The sequence below is a fragment of the Phycicoccus sp. M110.8 genome (genome assembly GCF_032464895.1).
GTDB lineage: Bacteria > Actinomycetota > Actinomycetes > Actinomycetales > Dermatophilaceae > Pedococcus.
This window is the reverse complement of record NZ_JAWDIC010000001.1, coordinates 1,549,577-1,571,942: the sequence shown is the minus strand read 5'-3', so window position 1 is coordinate 1,571,942 and position 22,366 is coordinate 1,549,577. Positions and strand designations below refer to the sequence as shown.

Below are 22,366 nucleotides of genomic sequence, written 5' to 3'. Positions count from 1 at the left end.
CGGAGAGCGGGTGGGCTCAGCGCCGACGGGCAGCGGGCGGCGCGATCTCGCCCGAGCCCCGCGTGACGAGGACGGGTTCGAGCTCGATGTGGCACGGGGGCGAGTCGTCGCCCGCGAGCCGGGCGAAGAGCCGCCGGGCCGCCTCGGAGCCGATGGCCTCGACGTCCTGCCGGACCACGGTCAGCGGAGGGTCGAGCAGGTCGGCCAGCGGGAAGTCGTCGAAGCCGACCAGCGCAGTCGTCCACGCGGCGTCCCGCTGGCGCAGCGCGCGCACCGCACCCTCCGCGAGGGTGTTGCGGGCGGCGAACACCGCCGTGGGCGGCTCGTCGAGGTCGAGCAGTCCCAGCAGCGCCCCGGTCGCGTCGGCGGGGGTGCGCAGGCCGGTGACGACCAGCCGCGGGTCGGCTGGGGTGCCCTGCCGGTCGAGCTCGCCGACGAACCCGGCACACCGCGCGGCAGCGGTCTCGATGCGCGGCAGGTCGCCGAGGAACGCGATCCGCCGGTGGCCTGCGGCCAGCAGGTGCGCGGCGGCCATCGCGGCGCCGCGGGCCCCGTCCACGGTGACCGAGTCGACGTCGACACCGTGCGGTCGCCGGTCGACGAAGACGGCCTCGAGCCCGGCGTGCAGGTCGGGCAGGAGGTAGTCCTGACGCGTCGTGGCAGGCATGAGCAGCAGGCCGTCCACCCGGCGCCGCACCAGCCCCTCGACGAGGCGCCGCTCGCGCTCGGGCTCCTCGTCCAGGCTGGAGGCTACGACGGCGACGTCGCGCTCGTGGGCGACCAGCTCGATGGCCTGCAGCAGCCGGGCGGAGTAGGGGTTGCTGAGGTCCTGGAGCATCGCCGCCACGGTCGTGGGCCGGCGCACCGAGCGGCGCAGGTTGCTCGCGGTGAGGTCGTGCCGGTAGCCGAGCTGCTCGACGGCGCGGCGCACCCGAGTGGCCGCGGCAGGGGACACCGCGGGCTCGTCGTTGACCACGCGCGAGACGGTCTTGACGCTCACGCCGGCAACGGCGGCCACGTCGCGCATGGTGGCGCGCGAACGGGGCCGATCGGACATCTTTGTCACGGTCTCGACTCTCGTGGGTGCGGGGAGTTGACTTGGCTCGGCGTGCTGACTAAAACTCGGGCCTGACAACGTTGTCAAGTGACGGCGGCGCGGCCGGAAGAGGAGCGCCACAACCTCGACGAGGAGGCGGCGTGAGCGACGGTGGGACCATCCTGGAGATGACCGGGATCACGAAGACATTTCCCGGCGTGAAGGCCCTCTCCGACGTCACCATCACCGTGCGTCGTGGCGATGTCCACGCGATCTGCGGCGAGAACGGCGCCGGGAAGTCGACCCTGATGAAGGTCCTGTCGGGCGTGCACCCCCACGGCAGCTACGAGGGGCAGATCGTCTTCGACGGCAAGCCGGTCGAGTTCTCCAGCATCCGCGACTCCGAGCACGCGGGCATCGTCATCATCCACCAGGAGCTCGCGCTCATCCCCGAGCTGTCGATCGCCGAGAACATCTTCCTCGGCAACGAGACGACGACCAACGGCGTCATCGACTGGGTCGCCACGAACAACCGTGCCCGCGACCTGCTCGCCCGCGTCGGCCTGCAGGAGGACCCCGAGACCCCGATCAAGAACCTCGGCGTCGGCAAGCAGCAGCTCGTCGAGATCGCCAAGGCGCTGAGCAAGCAGGTCAAGCTGCTCATCCTCGACGAGCCGACCGCGGCCCTCAACGAGGACGACTCGCGCCACCTGCTCGACCTCATCCGCGGCCTGCAGCAGCGCGGCATCACCTGCATCATGATCAGCCACAAGCTCAACGAGATCGAGGCCATCGCCGACGCGATCACGATCATCCGCGACGGACAGACGGTCGAGACGATCGACGTGCGCGAGGGCGCCGTCGACGAGGACCGCATCATCCGCGGCATGGTCGGCCGGTCGCTGGAGTCGCGGTTCCCCGACCACACCCCGCACATCGGCGAGACCTTCTTCGAGGTACGCGACTGGACCGTCGCCCACCCGAACATCCCGGACCGGCTCGTGGCCAAGGGCTCCGACTTCTTCGTGCGCCGCGGCGAGATCGTGGGCTTCGCGGGCCTCATGGGCTCGGGCCGCACCGAGCTGATGCGCTCGATCTTCGGGCACAGCTACGGCACCTTCGTGAAGGGCACCATGGTGCTCAACGGCAAGGAGGTCCGGCTGCGCAGCGTCCCCGCCGCGATCGACGCGGGCATCGCCTACGTCACCGAGGACCGCAAGGTGCTCGGGCTCAACCTGCTCGACGACATCAAGACGACCACCGTGTCGGCCAAGCTCAAGAAGATCGCGAGCAACTTCGTCGTCGACCGCCGGGCCGAGCACAAGGCGGCCGAGGAGTACCGGCAGGCGCTGCGGACCAAGACCCCCTCGGTCGACTACGGCGTCGCCAAGCTGTCGGGCGGCAACCAGCAGAAGGTCGTCCTGGCCAAGTGGCTGTTCACCGACCCCGACCTGCTGATCCTCGACGAGCCCACCCGCGGCATCGACGTCGGTGCCAAGTTCGAGATCTACGGCATCATCCAGCGGCTCGCCGACGAGGGGAAGGGCGTCATCGTCGTCTCCTCCGAGCTCCCCGAGCTCCTGGGGCTGTCGGACCGCATCTACACGATCTGCGAGGGCCGGATCACCGGCGTCCTCGAGCGGGGCCAGGCCGACCAGGAGTCGCTGATGCGGCTCATGACGGTCACCAGCTCCGTGCACACGCCCGAGGGCGAGCGCGCCCCGGACGTCGTCGACGGCGAGGCGCAGGCCGAGCCCACCGGTGCCGAGTCGGGCACCAAGGCCCCCACGGGCTGAGCTTCCGCACCGTTCCCCCGACCTCGACCCGCCGGCACCACCCTGCCCGCCTCATCACACCTGCCCGATCCACCCCCGACCCAGCGAGGACCGCGAGACGCCCATGGAAAAGCTGAAGCAGATCTTCGGCGGTGACACCCGCCAGTTCGGCATGATCTTCGCCCTCGTGGCGCTCATCGTCCTGTTCCAGATCCTCACGGACGGGCTGACGCTCAAGCCCGAGAACGTCATCAACATCTTCCAGGGCAACAGCTACATCCTGGTGATGGCGATCGGCATGGTCCTGGTCATCATCGCCGGGCACATCGACCTGTCGGTCGGCTCGGTCGCGGCGTTCGCCGGCATCGTCGTCGCGATCGCGATGCGCGACTGGGGCATCCCGTGGTGGCTGGGCATCGTGCTGGGCCTCGTCATCGGCGCCATCGTCGGTGCCTGGCAGGGCTTCTGGGTCTCGGTCGTGGGCATCCCCGCCTTCATCGTCACCCTCGCCGGCATGCTCATCTTCCGCGGTGCCAACCAGGCCGTCGGTCACTCCAACACCGTCCCCGTGCCCAACGACTTCCAGGTCATCGGTGCCGGGTACCTGCCCGAGGTCGGGCCCGACACGGGGTACAACAACCTCACGCTCCTGCTCGGCATCCTGCTGTGCGCCGCGATCATTGTCGGGATGGTCCGCAACCGCAGGAACCAGCGGAAGATCGGCATCGAAGTCCAGACCGGCTGGTTCGTGTGGGTGCGTCCCGCCCTCATCTGCGTCGCGATCCTCGCCGCGTCCATGCTGATGGCCTCGGGCCGCAAGGGCACCTCGCTGCCGGTGTCCGCCCTCATCCTCGGTGTGCTGGTGCTGCTCTACGGCTTCATCTCCACGCGCACCATCGTCGGCCGCCACGTGTATGCCGTGGGCGGCAACCGCCACGCGGCCGAGCTGTCGGGCGTGCGCAGCCGGCGCATCAACTTCCTCGTCATGATGAACATGTCGATCCTCGCCGCCCTCGGCGGCATGATGTTCGTCGCCCGGTCCAACGCCTCCGGCCCGTTCGACGGTGTCGGCTGGGAGCTCGACGTGATCGCGGCCGTCTTCATCGGTGGCGCGGCCGTCAGCGGCGGTGTCGGCACGGTCGTCGGGTCCGTCATCGGTGGCCTCGTCATGGCCGTCCTCAACAACGGCCTGCAGCTGCTCGGGGTCGGCGCCGACCAGACCCAGATCTACAAGGGCCTGGTGCTGCTCGCCGCCGTGGCGTTCGACGTCTACAACAAGAGCCAGGGGCGCCGGTCCATCACCGGCATGCTCATGAAGAACTTCGGGGGCCGAGCCACCGAGGGCACAGGGGAGAAGGCCGGGCAGGAGGCGTGACGCCAGTCGTCGCGGGTGGACCTCCGTCCTTGCTCTCCCATGCAACTCACAGAAAAGGAAACATGATCCGTATGCGATCTCTCACCAAGGTGATGGCGGTCTCCGCCATTGCTGCGATGGCACTGGCCGGATGCGGCCGGTCCGACAGCGGCTCGGGTTCCGGCAGCTCCGGCAGTGGTGGCTCCGACAAGTTCCCCAAGGACGCCCTCATCGGCGTCTCCCTCCCGCAGAAGACGTCGGAGAACTGGGTCCTCGCCGAGAACCTGTTCAAGACCGACCTCGCCGCGGCCGGCTTCAAGGCCGACGTGCAGTTCGCCAACGGCGGCGTCACCGAGCAGCAGAACCAGATCCAGTCGATGGTCACCAAGGGCGCCAAGGTGATCGTCGTCGGCGCGATCGACGGCTCGCAGCTCGGCACCCAGGTCAAGGCTGCCAAGGACTCCGGCGCGACGGTCATCGCCTACGACCGCCTCCTCAAGAACACGGACGCGGTCGACTACTACGTCGCCTACGACAACTTCAAGGTCGGTGTCCTGCAGGGCAACGCGCTGCTCGACGGCATGAAGAAGAAGAAGGCCAACGGCCCGTACAACATCGAGCTGTTCGCCGGGTCCCCCGACGACGCCAACGCCCAGGTCTTCTTCGACGGGGCGATGAGCGTGCTCAAGCCGAAGATCGACGACGGCACCCTCAAGGTCGTCTCCGGGCAGACCAGCTTCAACCAGGTCGTCACCCAGGGCTGGAAGGCCGAGAACGCGCAGAAGCGCATGGACACCCTGCTGTCCGCGAACTACACCTCGACCGCGATCGACGGCGTCCTGTCGCCGAACGACACCCTGGCCCGCGCGATCATCACCTCGGTGAAGGCCGCCGGCAAGCCCGTCCCGGTCGTCACCGGCCAGGACTCCGAGGTCGAGTCGGTCAAGTCGATCATGGCCGGCGAGCAGTACTCGACGATCAACAAGGACACCCGCAACCTGGTCAAGGCCACGATCGAGATGATCCAGGCCATCCAGAAGGGTGACCAGCCGAAGATCAACGACACCAAGTCGTACAACAACGGTGTCAAGGTCGTCCCGGCCGAGCTGCTCCCGCCGCTCATCGTCACCAAGGACAACGCCAAGGAGGCGTACGCCAACGACCCGACCCTGTCCAAGCTCACCCAGTGAGCTGACGGAGTCTCGTCACTGACGGGCCCGGCCACCCCTGCGGTGGCCGGGCCCGTCCGCGTCCGCAGGGTCGCGTAGCGTCGTGGACAGGCGGCCACGACAGGCGTGGCCCCCGTGCCACGCCGTGACCCGTCGACCCCAGGGAGGTGCCGTGCGACGCAGCCGTGCGGGAGCGCTGGCCGCCCTGCTCGTCGCGGTCGTCCTCGGCGGTGGGGCGGCCCTCGCGGTCGCGCAGCACGACGGCGACCGGGCCGGTGCGTCGCCGGCGAGGCCGGGGCCCACCGCCACCAGCCGGACCACGGCACCGCCCACGGCTGCGGCCGTCACCCCGGGGCCGGGCACGACCTCGGGAGCCTCCTCAGCCCCCGGCGGCCGCTCCGGCGTGCGCACGGTCGTCGTGCTCGGCGACTCCTACTCGGCCGGCAACGGCGCGGGCGGCTCCACCGGCGCCTGCTACCGCAGCCCGCGCAGCGCAGTGCGCCTGTATGCCGCGGCCGTGGGCGCCCGTGTCCTCGACGCCTCGTGCAGCGGCGCCGTGGTGTCCGACCTCGTCTCACCCGACAGGTCGGGGAACCCGGCGCAGGACTCGGTCGTCGACCAGCGCGCCGACGTCGTCGTGCTCACGATGGGCGGCAACGACGTCGGGTTCGGCGACTTCGTCACCCAGTGCTTCCTGCTCGCCTCCGGGTCCCGGCCCGGCGGCTGCGCCGACGAGGTCTCCCGGGCCCGGAGCCTGCTGCCGCAGGTGCAGACGGCGCTCACCGACGCGCTGGTGCGGGTGCGCTCCCGCATGCGCCCCGATGCCGTGCTCGTCGTCCGGGCCTACCCGCTGCTCGCCCCGGACCGGCCGTTCGTCCAGCAGGGCGGCTACGACGCGAACGCCGGCGTCCGTGCCCTCGGCACCGACGGCGTCGCCATGCAGGACCGGGTCGTCAGGGCCGTGCGGGCGCGCGTGCCGGGCGGCGGTGGGGTGCGCACGTACCTCGACACCTCCGCGGTGCGGCTGTTCGCCGGCCACGAGCTGGGCGCCGCGGGTGGGTCGGCGACGGGCACGACAGGCACGGCCGGTGTGACGGCCTCGGTGCCGTGGTTCGACGGGTTCCAGACACCGCGTGCGGACGCGGCGGACGTCTACCACCCCAACGCCCTCGGCCAGGCCGCGTGGGCGCGCTCGCTGCGCACCTTCCTCGCCCCGCTGACCCGCTAGCGCCGTACCCTCCAGGGCGCGCCGCGTCCCTCCGGAGTGGCAGAACCGCGCGTCGTCCGGCAGCACCACGTGCCGGGGGTGGTTCCGGCCGTGGCGGCGCTACGTGCGGGACGCGTGGCCGACCATGCCGGGACCGCCGAGGACTCGGAACCGCAGGATCGTGGCGTCCCCCGAGCGCGTGCTGTCGATCGGCTCGAGGTCCGTCCGCGGGGTCGTCGGCGAGGAGAACCTCGTGCCGTCGACGAGCAGCACCGGCAGGACGTAGACGAGGACCTCGTCCACGAGACCCGCCTCCAGGCACTGGCCCGCGGCGTCGGCGCCGAGGACCTCGACGTCCTTGTCGCCCGCAGCCTCGCGGGCTGTCGCCACGGCAGCGCGGATGTCCCCCGAGACGGGGGTCACCCCGGGCGGAGCAGGGTCCAGCGCGCGGTGGGTGAGGACGAACATGGAACCGCTGAACGGGTAGTCCACGAGGTCCGGCGACTCGGCGCGCATCCGCTCACCGACGTCCCAGGTCCGCCGGCCGACGAGCATCGCCCCGGTGGCGCCGGCGATCCGGGCCATGTCGTCCGGGTCGACGAAGTCCGCGAGCTGCCGCCCGCGACCCCAGTCCATCGAGTCGCCCGGACCCGCGATGAACCCGTCCAGCGACATGCACCTGTTGACGACGACCTTGCCACCCATCGCACTTTCCCCTCCGTCCGTGCCCGCCCCGACACCGCGATCCTGCCGCCCGTTGGCCCCCACCGGAAGACCCGGGCCCGGTGGCTCACCACAAGTCACACGGGAGTGTGCGTTCGCTCGCTGCCCCACGGCATACGAGCGACCCCGCGGGCGCCAGCGGGGTGCGGAGCGGGGTCACGGTCGCCACGGCGGAGCTGGTCGCGCGCCTGCTGTGGTCGCCACCTGTCCCCATTCATCGAAGACCCGGGCGCTCGCACAGGCCACCTGCCCGGAAGGCGACCCCGCCGCGGACGCCGGGGGCGCGGCGAGCATGTCGGCGCAGCGGGCGCGCCGCTGCGCCAGCCAGGAGTCGTACGCGCCGGGTGTGAGGTCCCAGTCGACCCGGCCCTCGCGGACGGTGCCGTGGAAACCCCTGGCGTGCACGACCGTGTGGTGCCGGCCGCAGAGCAACGCCGCGTGCTCGAGGTCGGTGGGGCCCCCATCGGCCCAGTGCCAAAGGTGGTGGGCGTCGAACCAGGACGCCGGCACCGAGCAGCCGGGGAACGAGCAGTGTCCGTCGCGCAGCCAGAGCGCGCGGACCTGCGCGCTGCTGAAGAACCGGTGCCGCCGCCCGAGGTCGACGACTTCGCCCGACGAGCCGAGCACCACCGGGACGACCCCGGCGTCGCACGCGATCCGGCGCACCGTCTCGGGACCGAGCAACCCACCCACGTCGCCGGAGCCGAAGACCGTGCCCGCCCCGACCCTCGCGCTGAGCTCGTCGAGGTCCATCGTCACGAAGAGCTCCGCCTTGGCGGTGGTCGGCACGTGGTCGGCGGACGCGACCCCGCGACGCACGACCTCGACGAGGGCGTCGAACCGGCGCTGGCCGGAGGGTCGCCGGTCGGGCTGGCCGTCGGCCGGGCGTGGTGCCGACAGCGCCTGCACGGCGGCCTCGAGCACCGCCCGGCCCTCGGCATCCGCCACCAGGCGGTACTCGTACAGGCCGGAGCCGTCGTCCATCGGCTGCGACATGGACGTGCGCTCGTGCAGCCGGTCCTGCTCGCCCTGGAACTCACCGTCGTGGCCGTAGCGCGCCACCAGCCGCCGGCGCACGGCGCGGATGTCCCGCCGGGTGCTCTCAGCGGCGATGCCGACGAGCGTCTCCATGACCGGCCCCTGGGCCGCCGGGTGGAGCCGGTGCCCGATCCGCTCGTACTCGTCGACCACGCAGGCGGCGTGGACGACCGGGACGCGAGCCTCGAGCACCGCCGCCCTGAGCAGCGCGTAGCGGGGCAGCCGCGTGTGCTCGACCACCGCCACGACCGGCGCCGAACCGCCCGCCCGCAGCGAGGGAGCGTGGTCGCGCAGCCAGCGTTGCGCACCGGTCGTGCCACCCGAGGCCTCGCCACGCTCGACGGCTTCGGCGAGCACGGCGACCCGACCCGCGCCGACCCTCGAGCCGACCTCGTCGACCAGCGTCAGCAGGGGCCCCAGGTCCGTGCCCTGCGCCGACCAGAGCTCGTCGCCGAGACCGTCGAGGGCGGCACAGGCCAGCTCGAGCGCCTCGCGACGCTGCTCGAGTGCCATGCCCCCTGACATGCACCCAACCTAGCGGCGACCACTGACAGTGGTCCGGGGTCGAATCCGTTGCAGCGCAACGCGTTCGAGGGGAATGAGACCGCTCGCTGCCACCCGTACCGTGCCCTGCCGACGTGCCGTCCGTCCTCCCCTTGCGCAGCCCGCCCGAGGGGGGAACCCGGCCTCAGCCGAGGACGGTCACCGGGGTCTCGACCCGGCCCCGGCGGTCGAGGTAGCCGTGCCACAGCAGCCGTGCCGCCGTGGAGCGGTGCGGCCGCCACCGCTCGCCGAGGTCCTCGAGCTCCCCCTGGGTCGGCACCACGGCGAGGCCGAGGGCCTCGGCGGTCGCCACCTGCAGCGCCCGGTCGCCCACCGGCCACAGGTCGGGGCGCCCGAGGCAGGCCAGGAGGTAGACGTCGGCGGTCCACCGCCCGATGCCCGGCAGGGTCGTGAGCTCCCGGCGCACGCCGTCGTCGTCGAGCTCGGCCAAGCCGTCCAGGTCCAGGCGCTGGGTGAGCACCGCCGTCGCGAGCGCCCGTAGGTAGCGGTCCTTCTGCCGTGAGACCCCGTCGGCCCGCAGCTCCTCCGGCGTCGCCGCCAGGACCGCCGCGGGAGTCATGACCCCGATCCGGTCCAGGACCTTCGTGTAGGCCGCTGCGGCGCTGGCGAGGGAGACCTGCTGCTCGAGGATGAACAGGACGAGGCTGGGGAACCCGGCGGGGCGCAGCCAGAGCGACGGTGTGCCGTGTGCCTCGACCAGCGCGGCGAGGTGCTCGTCCGAGGCGGTGAGCTCCTCGACGGTCCGCCGGAAGAGGGTGTCGTCCACCGGGCGACGGTACCCGAGCGGCTCCTGCGGCGCTGGTGCCGCGACGGGCTCCCTCGCCTCCGGTGGTGCGGGAGGTGGCCCGGCAGGGGGCGGATGTCGCGGGCTCGCTCAGCCCTGGTGCCGCGTTGGGGCCCTGTCAGTGCCTGTCGTCCGGTGCGAGCTTGGCCCCTGCCGCCACGAGCAGCTCGCGCAGCACGGAGCGGTGGCAGCGGGACTCGTCCTCGCAGTAGCAGCCGACGGACACGTCGGTGCGGTGGGACGTCGCGGCCAGCAGGTCGAGCAGGTGCCGCGCCCCGGGCTGGGCCATCTCCCGCCGGTAGGCCCGGACGAACGCGGCCCACTCCCGGTCGGTGCCGGCGGCCAGCGCCCGGGTCACGAGCGCCGCACTCGGGGCGAGCTCGGGCAGCCACACGTCGTACCAGTCCCTGCTGGCGAACTCCGCCCTCGGGACGCCGCGCGGGGGACGGCGGACCGTCCCGACGCGCAGACCCTCATCCTCGTGCCTCGGCGACCCGAGGCGTACCACTCGCAGTGCCATCGCCCCACTGTGCCACCGCTCCTCCGGCCCCCTTCCGCCGGAGGGGCGGTGGCCCGGACCCTCGGACCCGCCGGGCCCCCTGCCGAGGAGGCCCGGAGCGGCTCAGCCGGCTCGGAGCCGACGGCGCTGCTCCCGCAGGGACTGGACCTGGGCCCAGTACTCGTTACGGTCCCGGTCCTCGCGCACGTCGGATGCCTGCTGGGCCGGGACCACCCGCAGGTGGCGGGAACGCTGCTGTGCCATGACCCGAACGCTAGGACCACCCACCGACAGCGGGGTCCCTGCCGGCGGCCGGCCAGCGGTGGCGGCGGCCGGCAGGGGTGGCGGCGGCCGGCAGGGGTGGGGCGGCCGGCAGGGGTGGCGGGCAACGATCGGTGGCGACGCTCCGCCTCCCGCGGGGCCGCGGTCAGGCGGGGAGGCGGGCCTCGCCGAGGACGTGTGGGCTGGCCGGGGTCGTCGGGCCGGTGTCGGGGAAGCGGAACCGCCGCACCCCGGTGACCTCGAACCCGGCGGCCTCGAGGTCGGCCACCTGGTCGCGGGAGGTGTGGCAGCCGCCGACCAGCAGGGGCCACAGCGTCGCGTCGACGAGACGCTGCACGCGACGCAGTCCCGCCCCCTCGGCGACCGTGTGCTCGAGGAACCGCACCGTCCCCCCGGGCCGCAGCACCCGTGCCACCTCGGCGACCGCACGCTGCGGGTCCGCCACCGAGCACAGCACGAGGCACAGGACGGCTGCGTCCGCGCTCGCGTCGGGCAGCGGGAGCTCCTCCGCCCGTCCCGGCACGACGGTCACCGGGCGACCGGCCGCCGATGCCTCGCCGGCCCGCTGCACCGCCAGCTCGCGCAGCCGCGGCTCCGGCTCGACCCCGACGACCTCGGTGACCGCAGCGGGGTAGTGGGCGAAGTTCAGCCCGTTGCCGCACCCCACCTCGACCACCCGCCCGCGCAGCGGTGCGAGCAGCTCCCGGCGCAGGTCCGCCATCCCTGCCGGCTCGATCCGCTCGCTGGCGCGGGCGTAGACCCGGCTGAAGACGGGGCGGCGCAGGTCGGTGGAGGAGTCCGGGGAGTCCTGGGTGCGGGCCATGGCCCACCCTCCCACGCGCGGTCCCCACACGGTCCCCACGCACGGTCCCCACGCCGGGGCATCCCGTCCGGGCCGCGGGAGCTCCCCGTCCCCGCGCCGATCCAGTGCCCATCACAGATCCCCTGCCCCCGGGTGGGAACATCCGGGCCGCACGCAAAGTTGAGTCAGGTGAGCGCAAGTTCGGACGCCCCGATTTGCCACGCGGCATACCGGCTCCTAACTTGAGTCACGACAACTCAACCCGAGCACCATCCCCGAGCACCACAGGAGAAACCACCATGGCACGTGCGGTCGGCATCGACCTCGGTACCACCAACTCGGCTGTCGCCGTCCTCGAGGGCGGGGAGCCGACCATCATCGCCAACGCGGAGGGCGGTCGCACGACGCCGTCCGTCGTCGCCTTCTCCAAGGGGGGCGAGGTCCTCGTCGGCGAGATCGCCAAGCGCCAGGCCGTCACCAACGTGGACCGCACCATCCGGTCGGTCAAGCGCCACATCGGCACCGACTGGAAGTCGGCCGAGATCGACGGCAAGCAGTACACCGCGCAGGAGATCTCCGCGCGCATCCTGCAGAAGCTCAAGCGCGACGCCGAGGCCTACCTCGGCGAGGACGTGACCGACGCCGTCATCACCGTCCCCGCGTACTTCGACGACCACGAGCGCCAGGCCACCAAGGAGGCCGGTGAGATCGCGGGCCTCAACGTCCTGCGCATCATCAACGAGCCCACCGCCGCGGCCCTCGCGTACGGCCTCGACAAGGGCAAGGAGGACGAGCTCATCCTCGTCTTCGACCTCGGCGGCGGCACCTTCGACGTCTCCCTCCTCGAGGTCGGCAAGGACCCCGAGGACGGCTTCTCCACCATCCAGGTCCGCGCGACCTCCGGTGACAACCAGCTCGGTGGCGACGACTGGGACGAGCGCATCGTCCAGCACCTGCTCACCGTCGTGAAGAACACCTCGGGCGTCGACCTGGCCAAGGACAAGATCGCCATGCAGCGCCTGCGTGACGCGGCGGAGCAGGCCAAGAAGGAGCTCTCCTCCTCGACCTCGACCACCGTGTCGCTGCAGTACCTGTCGATGTCCGAGAACGGGCCGATCCACCTCGAGGAGACGATCACCCGCGCGCAGTTCGAGCAGATGACCAAGGACCTGCTCGACCGCACCCGCCAGCCCTTCGCCAACGTCATCAAGGACGCCGGCATCTCGGTGGGCGACATCGACCACGTGGTCCTCGTCGGCGGCTCGACCCGCATGCCCGCCGTCAGCGCCCTGGTCAAGGAGCTCACCGGCGGCAAGGAGCCCAACAAGGGCGTCAACCCGGACGAGGTCGTCGCCGTGGGCGCGTCCCTGCAGGCCGGTGTCCTCAAGGGTGAGCGCAAGGACGTCCTGCTCATCGACGTCACGCCGCTCTCGCTCGGCATCGAGACCAAGGGTGGCCTGTTCACCAAGCTCATCGAGCGCAACACCGCGATCCCGACCAAGCGCTCCGAGGTGTTCTCGACCGCCGAGGACAACCAGCCCAGCGTGCTCATCCAGGTCTTCCAGGGCGAGCGCGAGATCGCGCAGCACAACAAGGCGCTCGGCACCTTCGAGCTGACCGGCATCGCGCCGGCCCCGCGCGGCGTGCCGCAGATCGAGGTCACCTTCGACATCGACGCCAACGGCATCGTGAACGTCTCCGCCAAGGACCGGGGCACCGGCCAGGAGCAGAAGATCACGATCTCCGGCGGCTCGGCCCTCCCCAAGGAGGACATCGAGCGGATGGTGCGCGAGGCCGAGGAGCACGCGGCCGAGGACAAGAAGCGCCGCGAGGAGACCGAGGCCCGCAACACCGCCGAGAACCTCGTCTACTCGACCGAGAAGTTCCTCACCGACAACGCCGACAAGCTCCAGGAGGACCAGCGCAAGCCGGTCGACGAGGCCCTCGCGGACCTCAAGGAGGCCCTGAAGCCCGAGTCCGGCGCGACCCCCGAGGACATCTCCGCCAAGAGCAGCAAGCTCTCCGAGGAGTCCCAGAAGATGGGCACCGCGATGTATGCCGCGGCCTCGGCCGCGGACGCGTCCGCCGGGTCCGAGGGTGCGGACGCCGGTGACGGTGCCGCCGGCGGTGCCGGTGCCTCCGACGACGACGTCGTCGACGCCGAGGTCGTCGAGGACGACGAGGAGAAGAAGTGACCGACCAGAACCCGACGGCCGACCAGCCCGACGGAGCCGAGGCGATGGTGGGCTCGGAGGAGTTCGAGCCCACCACCGCCGAGGCGGCGGCCGCCGAGCAGGCCGCTGTCGCGGACCAGCAGCCGGCCGGTGAGACCGTGACCGGTGGGGCTGGGACAAGCGGCTCCGCCACCGGGCAGGGTGCGGGCGCCGAGGGCTCCGAGGTCCACCCGGACACGGCCCTGGCCGCCGAGCGGCTGACCGACCTGCAGCGGCTGCAGGCCGAGTACGTCAACTACAAGCGGCGGGTCGACCGCGACCGCGCGGTCGTGCAGGAGCGCGCCGTCCGCGACGTCCTCGAGACGCTGCTGCCGGTGCTCGACGACATCTCCGGCGCGCGTGAGCACGGCGACCTGACCGACGGCCCGTTCGCCAAGATCGCGGACAAGCTCGAGTCGACCCTCGGCCGGTTCGGCCTCGAGCGCTACGGCGCGGTGGGGGAGGAGTTCGACCCCAACCTGCACGAGGCGCTCATGCACGCGGCGTGGCCGTCCGACGGCTCGCTCTCGGGCGACTCGACCACGGTCGTCCAGGTCCTGCAGCCCGGCTACCGTGCCGGCGAGCAGGTCCTGCGCGCCGCCCGCGTCGCGGTCGCCGACCCCGAGTGACCCGGTCCCGCGCCACCACATCAGTACGATCCACCGACTCGTCCCGCTGAGAGGAGGACGCCATGGCCAGCCAGGACTGGTTCGAGAAGGACTTCTACGCGATCCTCGGCGTCCCCCAGGACGCTGACGAGGCGGCGATCAAGAAGGCGTACCGCAAGCTCGCCCGCAAGCACCACCCCGACCAGAACCCCGGGGACACCGCGGCCGAGCAGCGCTTTAAGGACGTCGGCGAGGCCCACTCGGTCCTGTCCGACCCCGAGAAGCGGCGCGAGTACGACGCCATCCGCCAGATGGCCAGGGGTGGCGCCCGGTTCACCGCCGGCGGTCCCGGCGGCGCGAGCACCGGCGGCTTCGAGGACATCTTCTCCTCGATGTTCGGCGGCGGCGCCGGGCCCGGCGGCGGCACCCGCGTCCGGTACTCCACCGGTGGCGGCGGCCAGCCCGACCTCGAGGACATCCTCGGCGGGATGTTCGGTGGCGGCGGCCCGGCATACGGCGGCGGCACGGGCTTCCGCGCACCGACGGGGCCCCGCAAGGGCGCGGACCTCACCGCCCGCACCACGCTGTCGTTCCGCGACGCCGTCAACGGCGCCACGGTGACCCTGGGCACTTCGAGCGGTGGCCAGATCACCACGCGGATCCCCGCCGGGGTCAAGGACGGCCAGAAGATCCGGCTGCGCGGCAAGGGCCAGCCGGGCGACTCCGGCGCCCCTGCCGGCGACCTCATCCTCACCATCACGGTGGAGAAGCACCCCGTCTTCGGGCGAGAGGGCGACAACCTCACGGTCGACCTGCCGGTGACGTTCGCCGAGGCCGCGCTCGGCGCGACGGTCTCGGTGCCGACCCTCGACGGTGAGCCGGTCAAGGTGCGGATCGCGCCAGGGACGCCGAGTGGCCGGGTGCTGCGGGTCAAGGGCCGTGGCGTCCCCCGCAAGGACTCCGCGGGTGACCTCATGGCCAAGGTGGCGATCGTGGTGCCGCAGCGGCTGTCCGACGAGGCGAAGGCTGCGGTGGAGACGCTGCGCGAGCTCGACGGCGGGCACGACCCGCGGGCGGAGCTCTTCGACAAGGCGCGGAGGTGAGCATGGCGACCGAGCCCGAGTTCCGGCCCGATGACGACGCGCCGATCTTCGTGATCTCGGTCGCCGCCGCGCTCGCGGGCATGCACGCGCAGACGCTGCGCCAGTACGACCGGCTCGGCCTGGTGCGCCCGTCGCGCACCCGGGGTGGCGGACGCCGCTACTCCGGGCGCGACGTCGCGCTGCTCCGCGAGGTGCAGCGGCTGTCGCAGGACGAGGGCATCAGCCTGGCCGGCATCCAGCGGATCCTCGCCCTCGAGGACCAGGTCTCGGCGCTGCAGTCGCGCGTGCGCGAGCTGCGCGCCGAGCTCGACGAGGCGCGGGCGGCGGCCGGCTACGGCGGCCCCGGCGCCCGCGTCTTCGCCGTCGGCCCGAGCGGCGAGGTGTATGCGCTGCGGGCCGGCCAGCGCGTTCGGCCCGAGCGCTCGCAGGCACTCGTGGTCTGGCGGCCCGACCCCCGCTGACCCCGGACACCACGGACGAAAGGCCCTGCCGCTCCGGCCGTGCCCGGCGGACAGTGCGGGTGTGTCCACGTCCTCGCCGTCCCCAGCCAGCAGCGACCTCGCCATCGCGCGAGCCGCCCACCTCGAGCCGATCGCGGAGGTGGCGCGCGCCGCCGGCATACCGCAGGAACACCTGGAGCCGTACGGCCGCCACGTCGCCAAGGTCGACCTGGCGGCCGTCCGCGACCTGGCCGACCGGCCGCCCGCGAAGTACGTCGTCGTCACCGCCATCACCCCCACACCGCTCGGCGAGGGCAAGACCACGACGGCCGTCGGGCTGGCGCAGGGACTCTCGCTGCTCGGGCACCGGGCGACCCTGGCGCTGCGGCAGCCGTCGATGGGCCCGACGTTCGGCATCAAGGGCGGCGCCGCCGGCGCGGGCCACAGCCAGGTGCTGCCGATGGAGCAGCTCAACCTGCACCTCACCGGCGACTTCCACGCCGTGACCGCGGCGCACAACCTGCTCGCCGCGATGGTCGACAGCTCGCTGCACCACGGCAACGAGCTCGGCCTCGACCCGCGCAGCATCGCCTGGCGGCGGGTGCTCGACGTCAACGACCGCGCCCTGCGCAACATCGTCGAGGGGCTCGGCGCGCGCATCGACGGGGTGCCGCGGCAGAGCGGCTTCGACATCACTGCCGCGAGCGAGGTCATGGTGGTCCTCGGGCTGTCGACGTCGCTGCGCGACCTGCGCGAGCGGCTGGGCCGCATCGTCGTGGGCTTCACGGATGCCGGGCGGCCGGTCACCGCGGACGACGTCCACGCCGCCGGCGCGATGGCCGTCATCCTCAAGGACGCACTGAAGCCGAACCTGCTGCAGACCACCGAGAACACGCCGGTGCTGGTGCACACGGGGCCGTTCGGCAACATCGCCACCGGCAACTCGTCGGTGGTCGCCGACCACCTCGGCATCCACACGGGCGACTACCTGCTGACCGAGGCGGGCTTCGGCTCCGACATGGGGGCCGAGCGGTTCGTCAACCTCAAGTGCCGGGTCTCGGGGCTGCGGCCCGACGCCGCGGTCCTCGTGGCGACGGTGCGCTCGCTCAAGGCGCACTCCGGCAACTACTCCGTCGTGGCCGGGAGGCCGCTGCCGCCGGAGATGCTGCACGAGAGCCCGCGCGCGGTGCGTGCCGGCGCGGACAACCTGCGCCGCCACCTCGAAATCGTGCGGTCGTTCGGGCTGTCGCCGGTGGTGGCGGTCAACGCGTTTCCGACCGACTTCGAGTCCGAGCACGCGGTGATCAGGGAGGTCGCCGAGGCCGAGGGCGCGCGCGTCGCGGTCTCCACGCACGTGGCCGACGGCGGCAAGGGGGCGCTCGACCTGGCCGAGGCCGTGGTCGCGGCCTGCGCCGAGCCGCACGAGCTCCGGTTCACCTACGAGCTCGACGACACCCTCCGGGACAAGATCGAGGCGGTCGCGACGAAGGTCTACGGCGCCGACGGGGTCGACTTCTCTCCGACGGCCGCCAAGGACCTCGAGCGGTTCGAGGTCCTCGGGTACGGCGGGTTCCCCGTCGTCATCGCGAAGACCCACCTGTCCATCTCGTCCGACCCCACCCTGATCGGGGTGCCGAGGGGGTGGCGGTTGCCCGTGCGCGAGGTCCGCGCAGCGGCCGGTGCCGGCTACGTCTACGCCATCAGCGGCGAGATGCGCACGATGCCCGGCCTGCCGCGGCACCCCGCGGCTGCCTCGATCGACCTCGACGAGGACGGCGAGGTCGTCGGACTCTTCTGAGGCCCACCCGGGACGTCGGTGACGTGCGTGCGGTCGCCGGTGCGGCTGGGTGTCGACCCGGCCGGGACGACATCGGTGACCGGCCGACTCGGGCGGCTGGCGGCATACTCGACCCATGAGCGAGCACCTGCTGGTCTTCCCCGACCGCGACGTCGCCGAGCAGGTGGCGGATGAGCTGCGCGACGAGGGGTTCACCGAGGTGCGCGTCGTCCGGGAGGCGCTCGCCGGCGAGGACGACTCCGAGTCGCACGAGTGGGGCGTCCACGTCGTCGAGGAGATGGTGGCCGACGAGTCGGGGCCGGTCGAGGGCGGCCTGCGCGACCGGTTCAAGGCGCTCGTGGAGGAGCACGACGGCTGGTACGACCCCGAGCCCGACGGCTGGTCCACCCCGCCCGGCGTGGTCGCCCACCGGGCCGAGGCGCCGGGCGCGGCCGAGTCGACCCCCGCCTAGGGCCAACTGGTCACACCCAGTCGTCAGGCGGACTCGTCAGGCGCAGTCTCCAGAGGCGGAGTCTCCAGAGGCGGAGTCTCCAGAGGCGGAGTCGTCAGGCCGGACCGCCGGCCAGCCGGGACACCACTGCCTCGCCCGCGGCCCACGAGGCGCCGTGGGTCACGACGTGGGTCGTGCCCGCCGGCGGCTCCCACCCGGGCCACCCCGTGTCGACGACCACGGCGTCCGGACGGGTCGCCACGACGGCACGGACCGCCTCGTCCATCCAGGCGTGCCGGTGCGGGTCGCGAACGACGACCCAGAGCGGCCGTCCCTCCGTGGGTGCACCCCCGGTCGGAGCCGCCGTCGCGGCGCCGCCAGTCGGCCCCGCCATTGCGGCGGCCGCGGAGGCGACGTCGTCGGAGGCCCCCAGCCGACGCACCTCGACCTCCGGCCAGTGCCGGCGCGCGGCCGTGACCACTCCGACCGGCGTCTCGGACCCGACGGCGATGTTCGTCCCGGCCTCGAGCACCAGCAGCAGCGGCTGCTCCGGCCCGGGGGTGGCGTCGCCGCGCACGCGCAGCGACCGGGTCGCCGCCTCCCGGCCCGCCTGCGTCCCATCGCCCGAGGGGTGGAGTGCGCGGTCGCGCACCGCGTCGCGCCGCGCTGCGGCCTCGGCGACCCGGGCCGCGGCCTGCGCGAGGCGCTCCTCGCCGAGCCGGCCCGCGTGCACGGCCTCGACGACCGCGTCCACGACCAGGTCGAGCGTCTCGACTCCGGCGGTGTCGCCGCCGATGCACAGGGCGTCGACCCCGGCGGCCAGCGCCAGCACGGCACCCTCGGCGAGGCCGACCGTGCGGGCGACGGCGCCCATCTCCAGCCCGTCCGAGACCGCGAGCCCCGAGAACCCCAGCGTGTCGCGCAGCAGGCCGGTCATCACGGCGGGCACGAGCGTGGCCGGGCGGTCGTCCAGCACGGGCAGGCGGATGTGCGCGCTCATGATCGCGGCGACCCCGGCGTCGACCGCGGCGCGGAACGGCTCGAGCGCCGGGTCGTGCTCGGGGTCCTGCACGTCGACGACAGGGACGTCGAGGTGGCTGTCCACGCGCGTGCCGCCGTGGCCGGGGAAGTGCTTGGCGCAGGCGAGGACGCCGGCCGACTGCAGGCCGCGCACCCAGGCCGCCGTGTGACGGGCCACGAGGGCGGGGTCGGACCCGAAGCTGCGCACCCCGATGACCGGGTTGGCGGCCTCGACGTTGACGTCGGCGTCCGGGGCGTAGTCGAGGTCGATGCCGCAGGCGGCGAGCGACCGCCCGATCTCGGCGCCGACCCGCTCGGTGAGGTCGACGTCGTCCACCGCGCCGAGGGCCAGGTTGCCGGGCCAGGACGACCCGGTCCGGTGCTCGAGCCGGGTGACGTCGCCACCCTCCTCGTCGACGGCGACGAGCGCGGCGGGGTTCGCCTCGTGGACCTGCGCGGTGAGCCGGGCCACCTGCCCCGGGTCGACGATGTTGCGCCCGAACAGCGCGACGCCCCCGAGGCCCTGCTCGAGCCGCGCCAGCAGCCACGACGGAGCGGTCTCGCCGACGAAACCGGGCTGGACGACGGCGAGGGCGAGGCGGGCCAGGTAGGGGGAGCGCGACGCGAGCGACATGGCCGCACTCTAGGAGGCCGGTCAAGGTCACGGCCGTCACCGCGGCGACAGCCCCGGGATCGAGCAGTTGCCGGTCAAGGTTGAGCGGAATACGCTCAAGTTTGCCGAGGTTGTCCCTCGTGGACGCGCACCACCGGGCGCGTCCGACCCCACGCGGTACCAAGACACCGAAGCACCGACGCACCACCGAGCACAGGAGAACCCACCAGGCATGGAGCTGAAGCCCACCGCCAAGGTCGCCGAGGCGCTCGCCCTCGCGCAGCGCGCCGCCCAGACCGCCGGCCACCCGGAGATCACCCCGGACCACCTCACGAGCGCAGCCGTGCAGCTCGACACCCCCCTGGCCGACGCGCTGCTCCAGGCGGCCGGCACCGGCGCGGGCCACGTCCTGGGGCAGGCCGACGCCCGCCTGCGCACGCTGCCCACGACCTCGGGCGCCAGCGCGACCCCCGGCCTCGGACGGGAGGCGGCTGCCGTGCTCCAGCAGGCGGACACGCTCATGCGCGCCAAGGGCGACACCTACCTCGCCCTCGACCTGCTCCTGCTCGCGCTCGCCGAGACCGGCCACCTGGCGGCCGTGGAGAAGCGCGGTGCCAAGGACATGGAGGCCAAGATCGACGCGCTGCGCGGGGGCCGCAAGGTCACCAGCGAGACGCCCGTCGAGGAGGGCGAGGCCCTGGAGAAGTACGGCACGGACCTCACCCAGATGGCGCGCGACGGCAAGCTCGACCCGGTCATCGGCCGCGACTCGGAGATCCGGCGCGTCGTGCAGGTGCTGAGCCGCCGCACCAAGAACAACCCCGTCCTCATCGGCGACCCCGGCGTCGGCAAGACCGCTGTCGTCGAGGGCCTGGCCCAGCGCATCGTCGACGGCGACGTGCCCGAGAGCCTGCGCGGCAAGCGGCTCGTCAGCCTCGACCTCGGCGCCATGGTGGCCGGCGCGAAGTACCGCGGCGAGTTCGAGGAGCGGCTCAAGGCGGTCCTGGAGGAGATCCGCACGAGCAACGGGCAGGTCGTCACCTTCATCGACGAGCTGCACACCGTCGTCGGGGCCGGCGCCACCGGCGAGGGCGCGATGGACGCGGGCAACATGCTGAAGCCGCTGCTCGCCCGCGGGGAGCTGCGCCTCGTCGGCGCCACCACCCTCGACGAGTACCGCGAGCACATCGAGAAGGACCCCGCCCTCGAGCGCCGCTTCCAGCAGGTCTTCGTCGGCGAGCCCAGCGTCGAGGACACCATCGCGATCCTGCGCGGCCTCAAGGAGCGGTACGAGGCGCACCACAAGGTGACCATCGAGGACTCCGCGCTCGTCGCGGCCGCCTCGCTCTCCGACCGCTACATCTCCGGCCGCCAGCTGCCCGACAAGGCGATCGACCTCGTCGACGAGGCGGCCTCCCGCCTGCGGATGGAGATCGACTCCAGCCCGGTGGAGATCGACGAGCTGCGCCGGCAGGTCGACCGGCTCCGGATGGAGGAGCTGCACCTGCAGACCGAGACCGACGAGGCCTCGCGCGAGCGCCTCGAGGCGCTGCGGGCGACGCTGGCCGACAAGGCCGAGCAGCTCGCCGCCCTCAACGCCCGCTGGGAGGCCGAGAAGTCCGGCCTGAACAAGGTCGGTGAGCTGCGGGCCAAGGTCGACGAGCTGCGCACCCAGGCCGACCGCTTCGAGCGCGACGGCGACCTCGGCAGCGCCTCGCGCATCCGCTACGGCGAGCTGCCGGCGCTGGAGAAGGAGCTGGCCGCCGCCCAGGCCGCGGAGGACGCCGCCACGCCGGCCGACGCCATGGTCAAGGAGCGGGTCGGCGCCGACGACATCGCCGAGGTCATCTCGGCGTGGACCGGCATCCCGGCCGGCCGCCTGCTGCAGGGCGAGACCGAGAAGCTGCTCAGCATGGAGTCGATCATCGGCGCCCGGCTCATCGGCCAGGAGACGGCGGTCCGGGCAGTGTCCGACGCCGTCCGGCGCTCCCGCGCGGGCCTCGCGGACCCCAACCGCCCGACCGGGTCGTTCCTCTTCCTCGGCCCGACGGGCGTGGGCAAGACCGAGCTCGCTAAGAGCCTCGCGGACTTCCTCTTCGACGACGAGCGGGCGATGGTCCGCATCGACATGAGCGAGTACTCCGAGCGGCACGCCGTGGCGCGCCTCATCGGTGCCCCGCCCGGCTACGTCGGCTACGAGGAGGGCGGCCAGCTGACCGAGGCGGTCCGCCGCCGGCCCTACTCGGTCGTCCTGCTCGACGAGGTCGAGAAGGCCCACCCCGAGACGTTCGACATCCTGTTGCAGGTGCTCGACGACGGCCGCCTCACCGACGGGCAGGGCCGCACGGTCGACTTCCGCAACGTCATCCTCGTCATGACCTCCAACCTCGGGAGCCAGTTCCTCATCGACCCGGTGATGGCGCCCGAGGACAAGAAGGAGGCGGTCATGACGGCGGTGCGTGCGTCCTTCAAGCCCGAGTTCCTCAACCGGCTCGACGAGGTCGTCGTGTTCGACCCGCTGAGCACCGAGGAGCTCGGCCACATCGTCGAGCTGCAGGTCCGCGAGCTCGCCTCGCGCCTGGTGGACCGGCGCATCACCCTCGTGGTGACCGACGCGGCCCGCGAGTGGCTCGCCATCACCGGCTACGACCCGGCCTACGGCGCCCGGCCGCTGCGCCGCCTCGTGCAGCGCGAGATCGGCGACCGGCTCGCGCGGGCGGTCCTGTCCGGTGAGGTGCGCGACGGCGACACCGTCGTCGTCGACCGCGACGACAGCCTCGACGGGCTCACCGTGCGCGGGGCCGACCACGCCGTGGCCTGACCCGCCACCCGCCACCCGTCGCACAGGGGGACGAGGGGGTATGCCGTGGGCCCACGGCCTACCCCCTCGTCGCGTCCCGGCGGGGTG

19 protein-coding genes are annotated in these 22,366 nt (G+C 72.7%); 11 read left to right on the top strand and 8 right to left on the bottom strand.

What is annotated here, in order from left to right; all coding sequences use genetic code 11:
• Positions 1-16: 16 nt before the first annotated feature.
• Positions 17-1,027 carry a LacI family DNA-binding transcriptional regulator gene (locus tag RKE38_RS07515; protein WP_316007609.1) on the bottom strand — a complete coding sequence of 337 codons (1,011 nt, stop codon included), beginning with the start codon at positions 1,025-1,027 and terminating at the stop codon, positions 17-19.
• A 197-nt stretch (positions 1,028-1,224) separates the two neighbouring features.
• Here RKE38_RS07515 and mmsA point away from each other — a divergent pair, with 197 nt between their 5' ends.
• The 4 genes from mmsA to RKE38_RS07495 all read left to right on the top strand — a co-directional run bounded on the left by mmsA (position 1,225) and on the right by RKE38_RS07495 (position 6,562).
• On the top strand, positions 1,225-2,832 hold the full coding sequence (mmsA, locus tag RKE38_RS07510; protein WP_316007608.1) for a multiple monosaccharide ABC transporter ATP-binding protein: 1,608 nt from the start codon (positions 1,225-1,227) through the stop codon (positions 2,830-2,832).
• 103 nt (positions 2,833-2,935) lie between these two features.
• Entirely contained in the window at positions 2,936-4,186 is a 1,251-nt protein-coding gene (mmsB, locus tag RKE38_RS07505; RefSeq protein WP_316006822.1) for a multiple monosaccharide ABC transporter permease, read from the top strand.
• A gap of 71 nt (positions 4,187-4,257) precedes the next feature.
• Positions 4,258-5,355 (top strand): sugar-binding protein, encoded by a 1,098-nt coding sequence (locus tag RKE38_RS07500; RefSeq protein ID WP_316006821.1) that lies wholly within the window; start codon positions 4,258-4,260, stop codon positions 5,353-5,355.
• Positions 5,356-5,506: 151 nt separating this feature from the next.
• Positions 5,507-6,562, top strand: a complete 1,056-nt coding sequence (locus RKE38_RS07495; RefSeq protein WP_316006820.1) for a GDSL-type esterase/lipase family protein — start codon at positions 5,507-5,509, stop codon at positions 6,560-6,562.
• Positions 6,563-6,661: 99 nt separating this feature from the next.
• Here RKE38_RS07495 and RKE38_RS07490 read toward each other — a convergent pair whose 3' ends face one another.
• The 6 genes from RKE38_RS07490 to RKE38_RS07465 form a co-directional block, all read right to left on the bottom strand.
• Positions 6,662-7,246, bottom strand: a complete 585-nt coding sequence (locus RKE38_RS07490; RefSeq protein WP_316006819.1) for a dihydrofolate reductase family protein — start codon at positions 7,244-7,246, stop codon at positions 6,662-6,664.
• Positions 7,247-7,420: 174 nt separating this feature from the next.
• Positions 7,421-8,827 carry an HNH endonuclease signature motif containing protein gene (locus tag RKE38_RS07485; RefSeq protein WP_316006818.1) on the bottom strand — a complete coding sequence of 469 codons (1,407 nt, stop codon included), beginning with the start codon at positions 8,825-8,827 and terminating at the stop codon, positions 7,421-7,423.
• Between the two features lie 163 nt (positions 8,828-8,990).
• A complete protein-coding gene (locus tag RKE38_RS07480) occupies positions 8,991-9,632 on the bottom strand; it encodes a hypothetical protein (RefSeq protein ID WP_316006817.1) in 642 nt (213 codons plus the stop codon).
• Between the two features lie 136 nt (positions 9,633-9,768).
• Positions 9,769-10,170, bottom strand: coding sequence for a DUF488 domain-containing protein (locus RKE38_RS07475; protein ID WP_316006816.1), 402 nt, complete (start codon positions 10,168-10,170; stop codon positions 9,769-9,771).
• 102 nt (positions 10,171-10,272) lie between these two features.
• Positions 10,273-10,413 (bottom strand): hypothetical protein, encoded by a 141-nt coding sequence (locus RKE38_RS07470; RefSeq protein ID WP_316006815.1) that lies wholly within the window; start codon positions 10,411-10,413, stop codon positions 10,273-10,275.
• Positions 10,414-10,576: 163 nt separating this feature from the next.
• Positions 10,577-11,254: a class I SAM-dependent methyltransferase gene (locus RKE38_RS07465; RefSeq protein WP_316006814.1), complete on the bottom strand. Its 678-nt coding sequence runs from the start codon at positions 11,252-11,254 to the stop codon at positions 10,577-10,579.
• Between the two features lie 278 nt (positions 11,255-11,532).
• Between RKE38_RS07465 and dnaK the strand changes: the two genes are divergently transcribed.
• The 6 genes from dnaK to RKE38_RS07435 all read left to right on the top strand — a co-directional run bounded on the left by dnaK (position 11,533) and on the right by RKE38_RS07435 (position 17,846).
• Positions 11,533-13,428, top strand: a complete 1,896-nt coding sequence (dnaK, locus tag RKE38_RS07460) for a molecular chaperone DnaK (RefSeq protein WP_316006813.1) — start codon at positions 11,533-11,535, stop codon at positions 13,426-13,428.
• Positions 13,425-14,075 carry a nucleotide exchange factor GrpE gene (locus RKE38_RS07455; protein ID WP_316006812.1) on the top strand — a complete coding sequence of 217 codons (651 nt, stop codon included), beginning with the start codon at positions 13,425-13,427 and terminating at the stop codon, positions 14,073-14,075. Before dnaK ends, RKE38_RS07455 begins: the two co-directional genes overlap by 4 nt.
• Before the next feature lie 62 nt (positions 14,076-14,137).
• Entirely contained in the window at positions 14,138-15,157 is a 1,020-nt protein-coding gene (locus RKE38_RS07450) for a DnaJ C-terminal domain-containing protein (RefSeq protein WP_316006811.1), read from the top strand.
• Between the two features lie 2 nt (positions 15,158-15,159).
• Positions 15,160-15,618: a heat shock protein transcriptional repressor HspR gene (locus RKE38_RS07445; protein WP_316006810.1), complete on the top strand. Its 459-nt coding sequence runs from the start codon at positions 15,160-15,162 to the stop codon at positions 15,616-15,618.
• Positions 15,619-15,679: 61 nt separating this feature from the next.
• Complete coding sequence (locus RKE38_RS07440; protein WP_316006809.1) at positions 15,680-17,395, top strand: formate--tetrahydrofolate ligase; 1,716 nt, start codon at positions 15,680-15,682, stop codon at positions 17,393-17,395.
• A gap of 115 nt (positions 17,396-17,510) precedes the next feature.
• On the top strand, positions 17,511-17,846 hold the full coding sequence (locus RKE38_RS07435) for a ribonuclease E inhibitor RraB (RefSeq protein ID WP_316006808.1): 336 nt from the start codon (positions 17,511-17,513) through the stop codon (positions 17,844-17,846).
• Between the two features lie 94 nt (positions 17,847-17,940).
• Here the strand turns inward: RKE38_RS07435 and RKE38_RS07430 are convergent, their stop codons facing one another.
• Positions 17,941-19,479 carry a glycoside hydrolase family 3 protein gene (locus tag RKE38_RS07430; protein ID WP_316006807.1) on the bottom strand — a complete coding sequence of 513 codons (1,539 nt, stop codon included), beginning with the start codon at positions 19,477-19,479 and terminating at the stop codon, positions 17,941-17,943.
• 211 nt (positions 19,480-19,690) lie between these two features.
• Between RKE38_RS07430 and clpB the strand changes: the two genes are divergently transcribed.
• Entirely contained in the window at positions 19,691-22,279 is a 2,589-nt protein-coding gene (gene clpB / locus RKE38_RS07425; protein WP_316006806.1) for an ATP-dependent chaperone ClpB, read from the top strand.
• The last annotated feature ends 87 nt before the right edge of the window (positions 22,280-22,366 follow it).

Coding starts and splice junctions, on each gene's coding strand:
- RKE38_RS07515 (WP_316007609.1), bottom strand. CDS start 1,027: ATGCGCGACGTGGCCGCCGTTGCCGGCGTGAGCGTCAAGACCGTCTCG.
- mmsA (WP_316007608.1), top strand. CDS start 1,225: ATGACCGGGATCACGAAGACATTTCCCGGCGTGAAGGCCCTCTCCGAC.
- mmsB (WP_316006822.1), top strand. CDS start 2,936: ATGGAAAAGCTGAAGCAGATCTTCGGCGGTGACACCCGCCAGTTCGGC.
- RKE38_RS07500 (WP_316006821.1), top strand. CDS start 4,258: ATGCGATCTCTCACCAAGGTGATGGCGGTCTCCGCCATTGCTGCGATG.
- RKE38_RS07490 (WP_316006819.1), bottom strand. CDS start 7,246: ATGGGTGGCAAGGTCGTCGTCAACAGGTGCATGTCGCTGGACGGGTTC.
- RKE38_RS07485 (WP_316006818.1), bottom strand. CDS start 8,827: ATGTCAGGGGGCATGGCACTCGAGCAGCGTCGCGAGGCGCTCGAGCTG.
- RKE38_RS07475 (WP_316006816.1), bottom strand. CDS start 10,170: ATGGCACTGCGAGTGGTACGCCTCGGGTCGCCGAGGCACGAGGATGAG.
- RKE38_RS07470 (WP_316006815.1), bottom strand. CDS start 10,413: ATGGCACAGCAGCGTTCCCGCCACCTGCGGGTGGTCCCGGCCCAGCAG.
- RKE38_RS07465 (WP_316006814.1), bottom strand. CDS start 11,254: ATGGCCCGCACCCAGGACTCCCCGGACTCCTCCACCGACCTGCGCCGC.
- dnaK (WP_316006813.1), top strand. CDS start 11,533: ATGGCACGTGCGGTCGGCATCGACCTCGGTACCACCAACTCGGCTGTC.
- RKE38_RS07450 (WP_316006811.1), top strand. CDS start 14,138: ATGGCCAGCCAGGACTGGTTCGAGAAGGACTTCTACGCGATCCTCGGC.
- RKE38_RS07445 (WP_316006810.1), top strand. CDS start 15,160: ATGGCGACCGAGCCCGAGTTCCGGCCCGATGACGACGCGCCGATCTTC.
- RKE38_RS07435 (WP_316006808.1), top strand. CDS start 17,511: ATGAGCGAGCACCTGCTGGTCTTCCCCGACCGCGACGTCGCCGAGCAG.
- RKE38_RS07430 (WP_316006807.1), bottom strand. CDS start 19,479: ATGTCGCTCGCGTCGCGCTCCCCCTACCTGGCCCGCCTCGCCCTCGCC.
- clpB (WP_316006806.1), top strand. CDS start 19,691: ATGGAGCTGAAGCCCACCGCCAAGGTCGCCGAGGCGCTCGCCCTCGCG.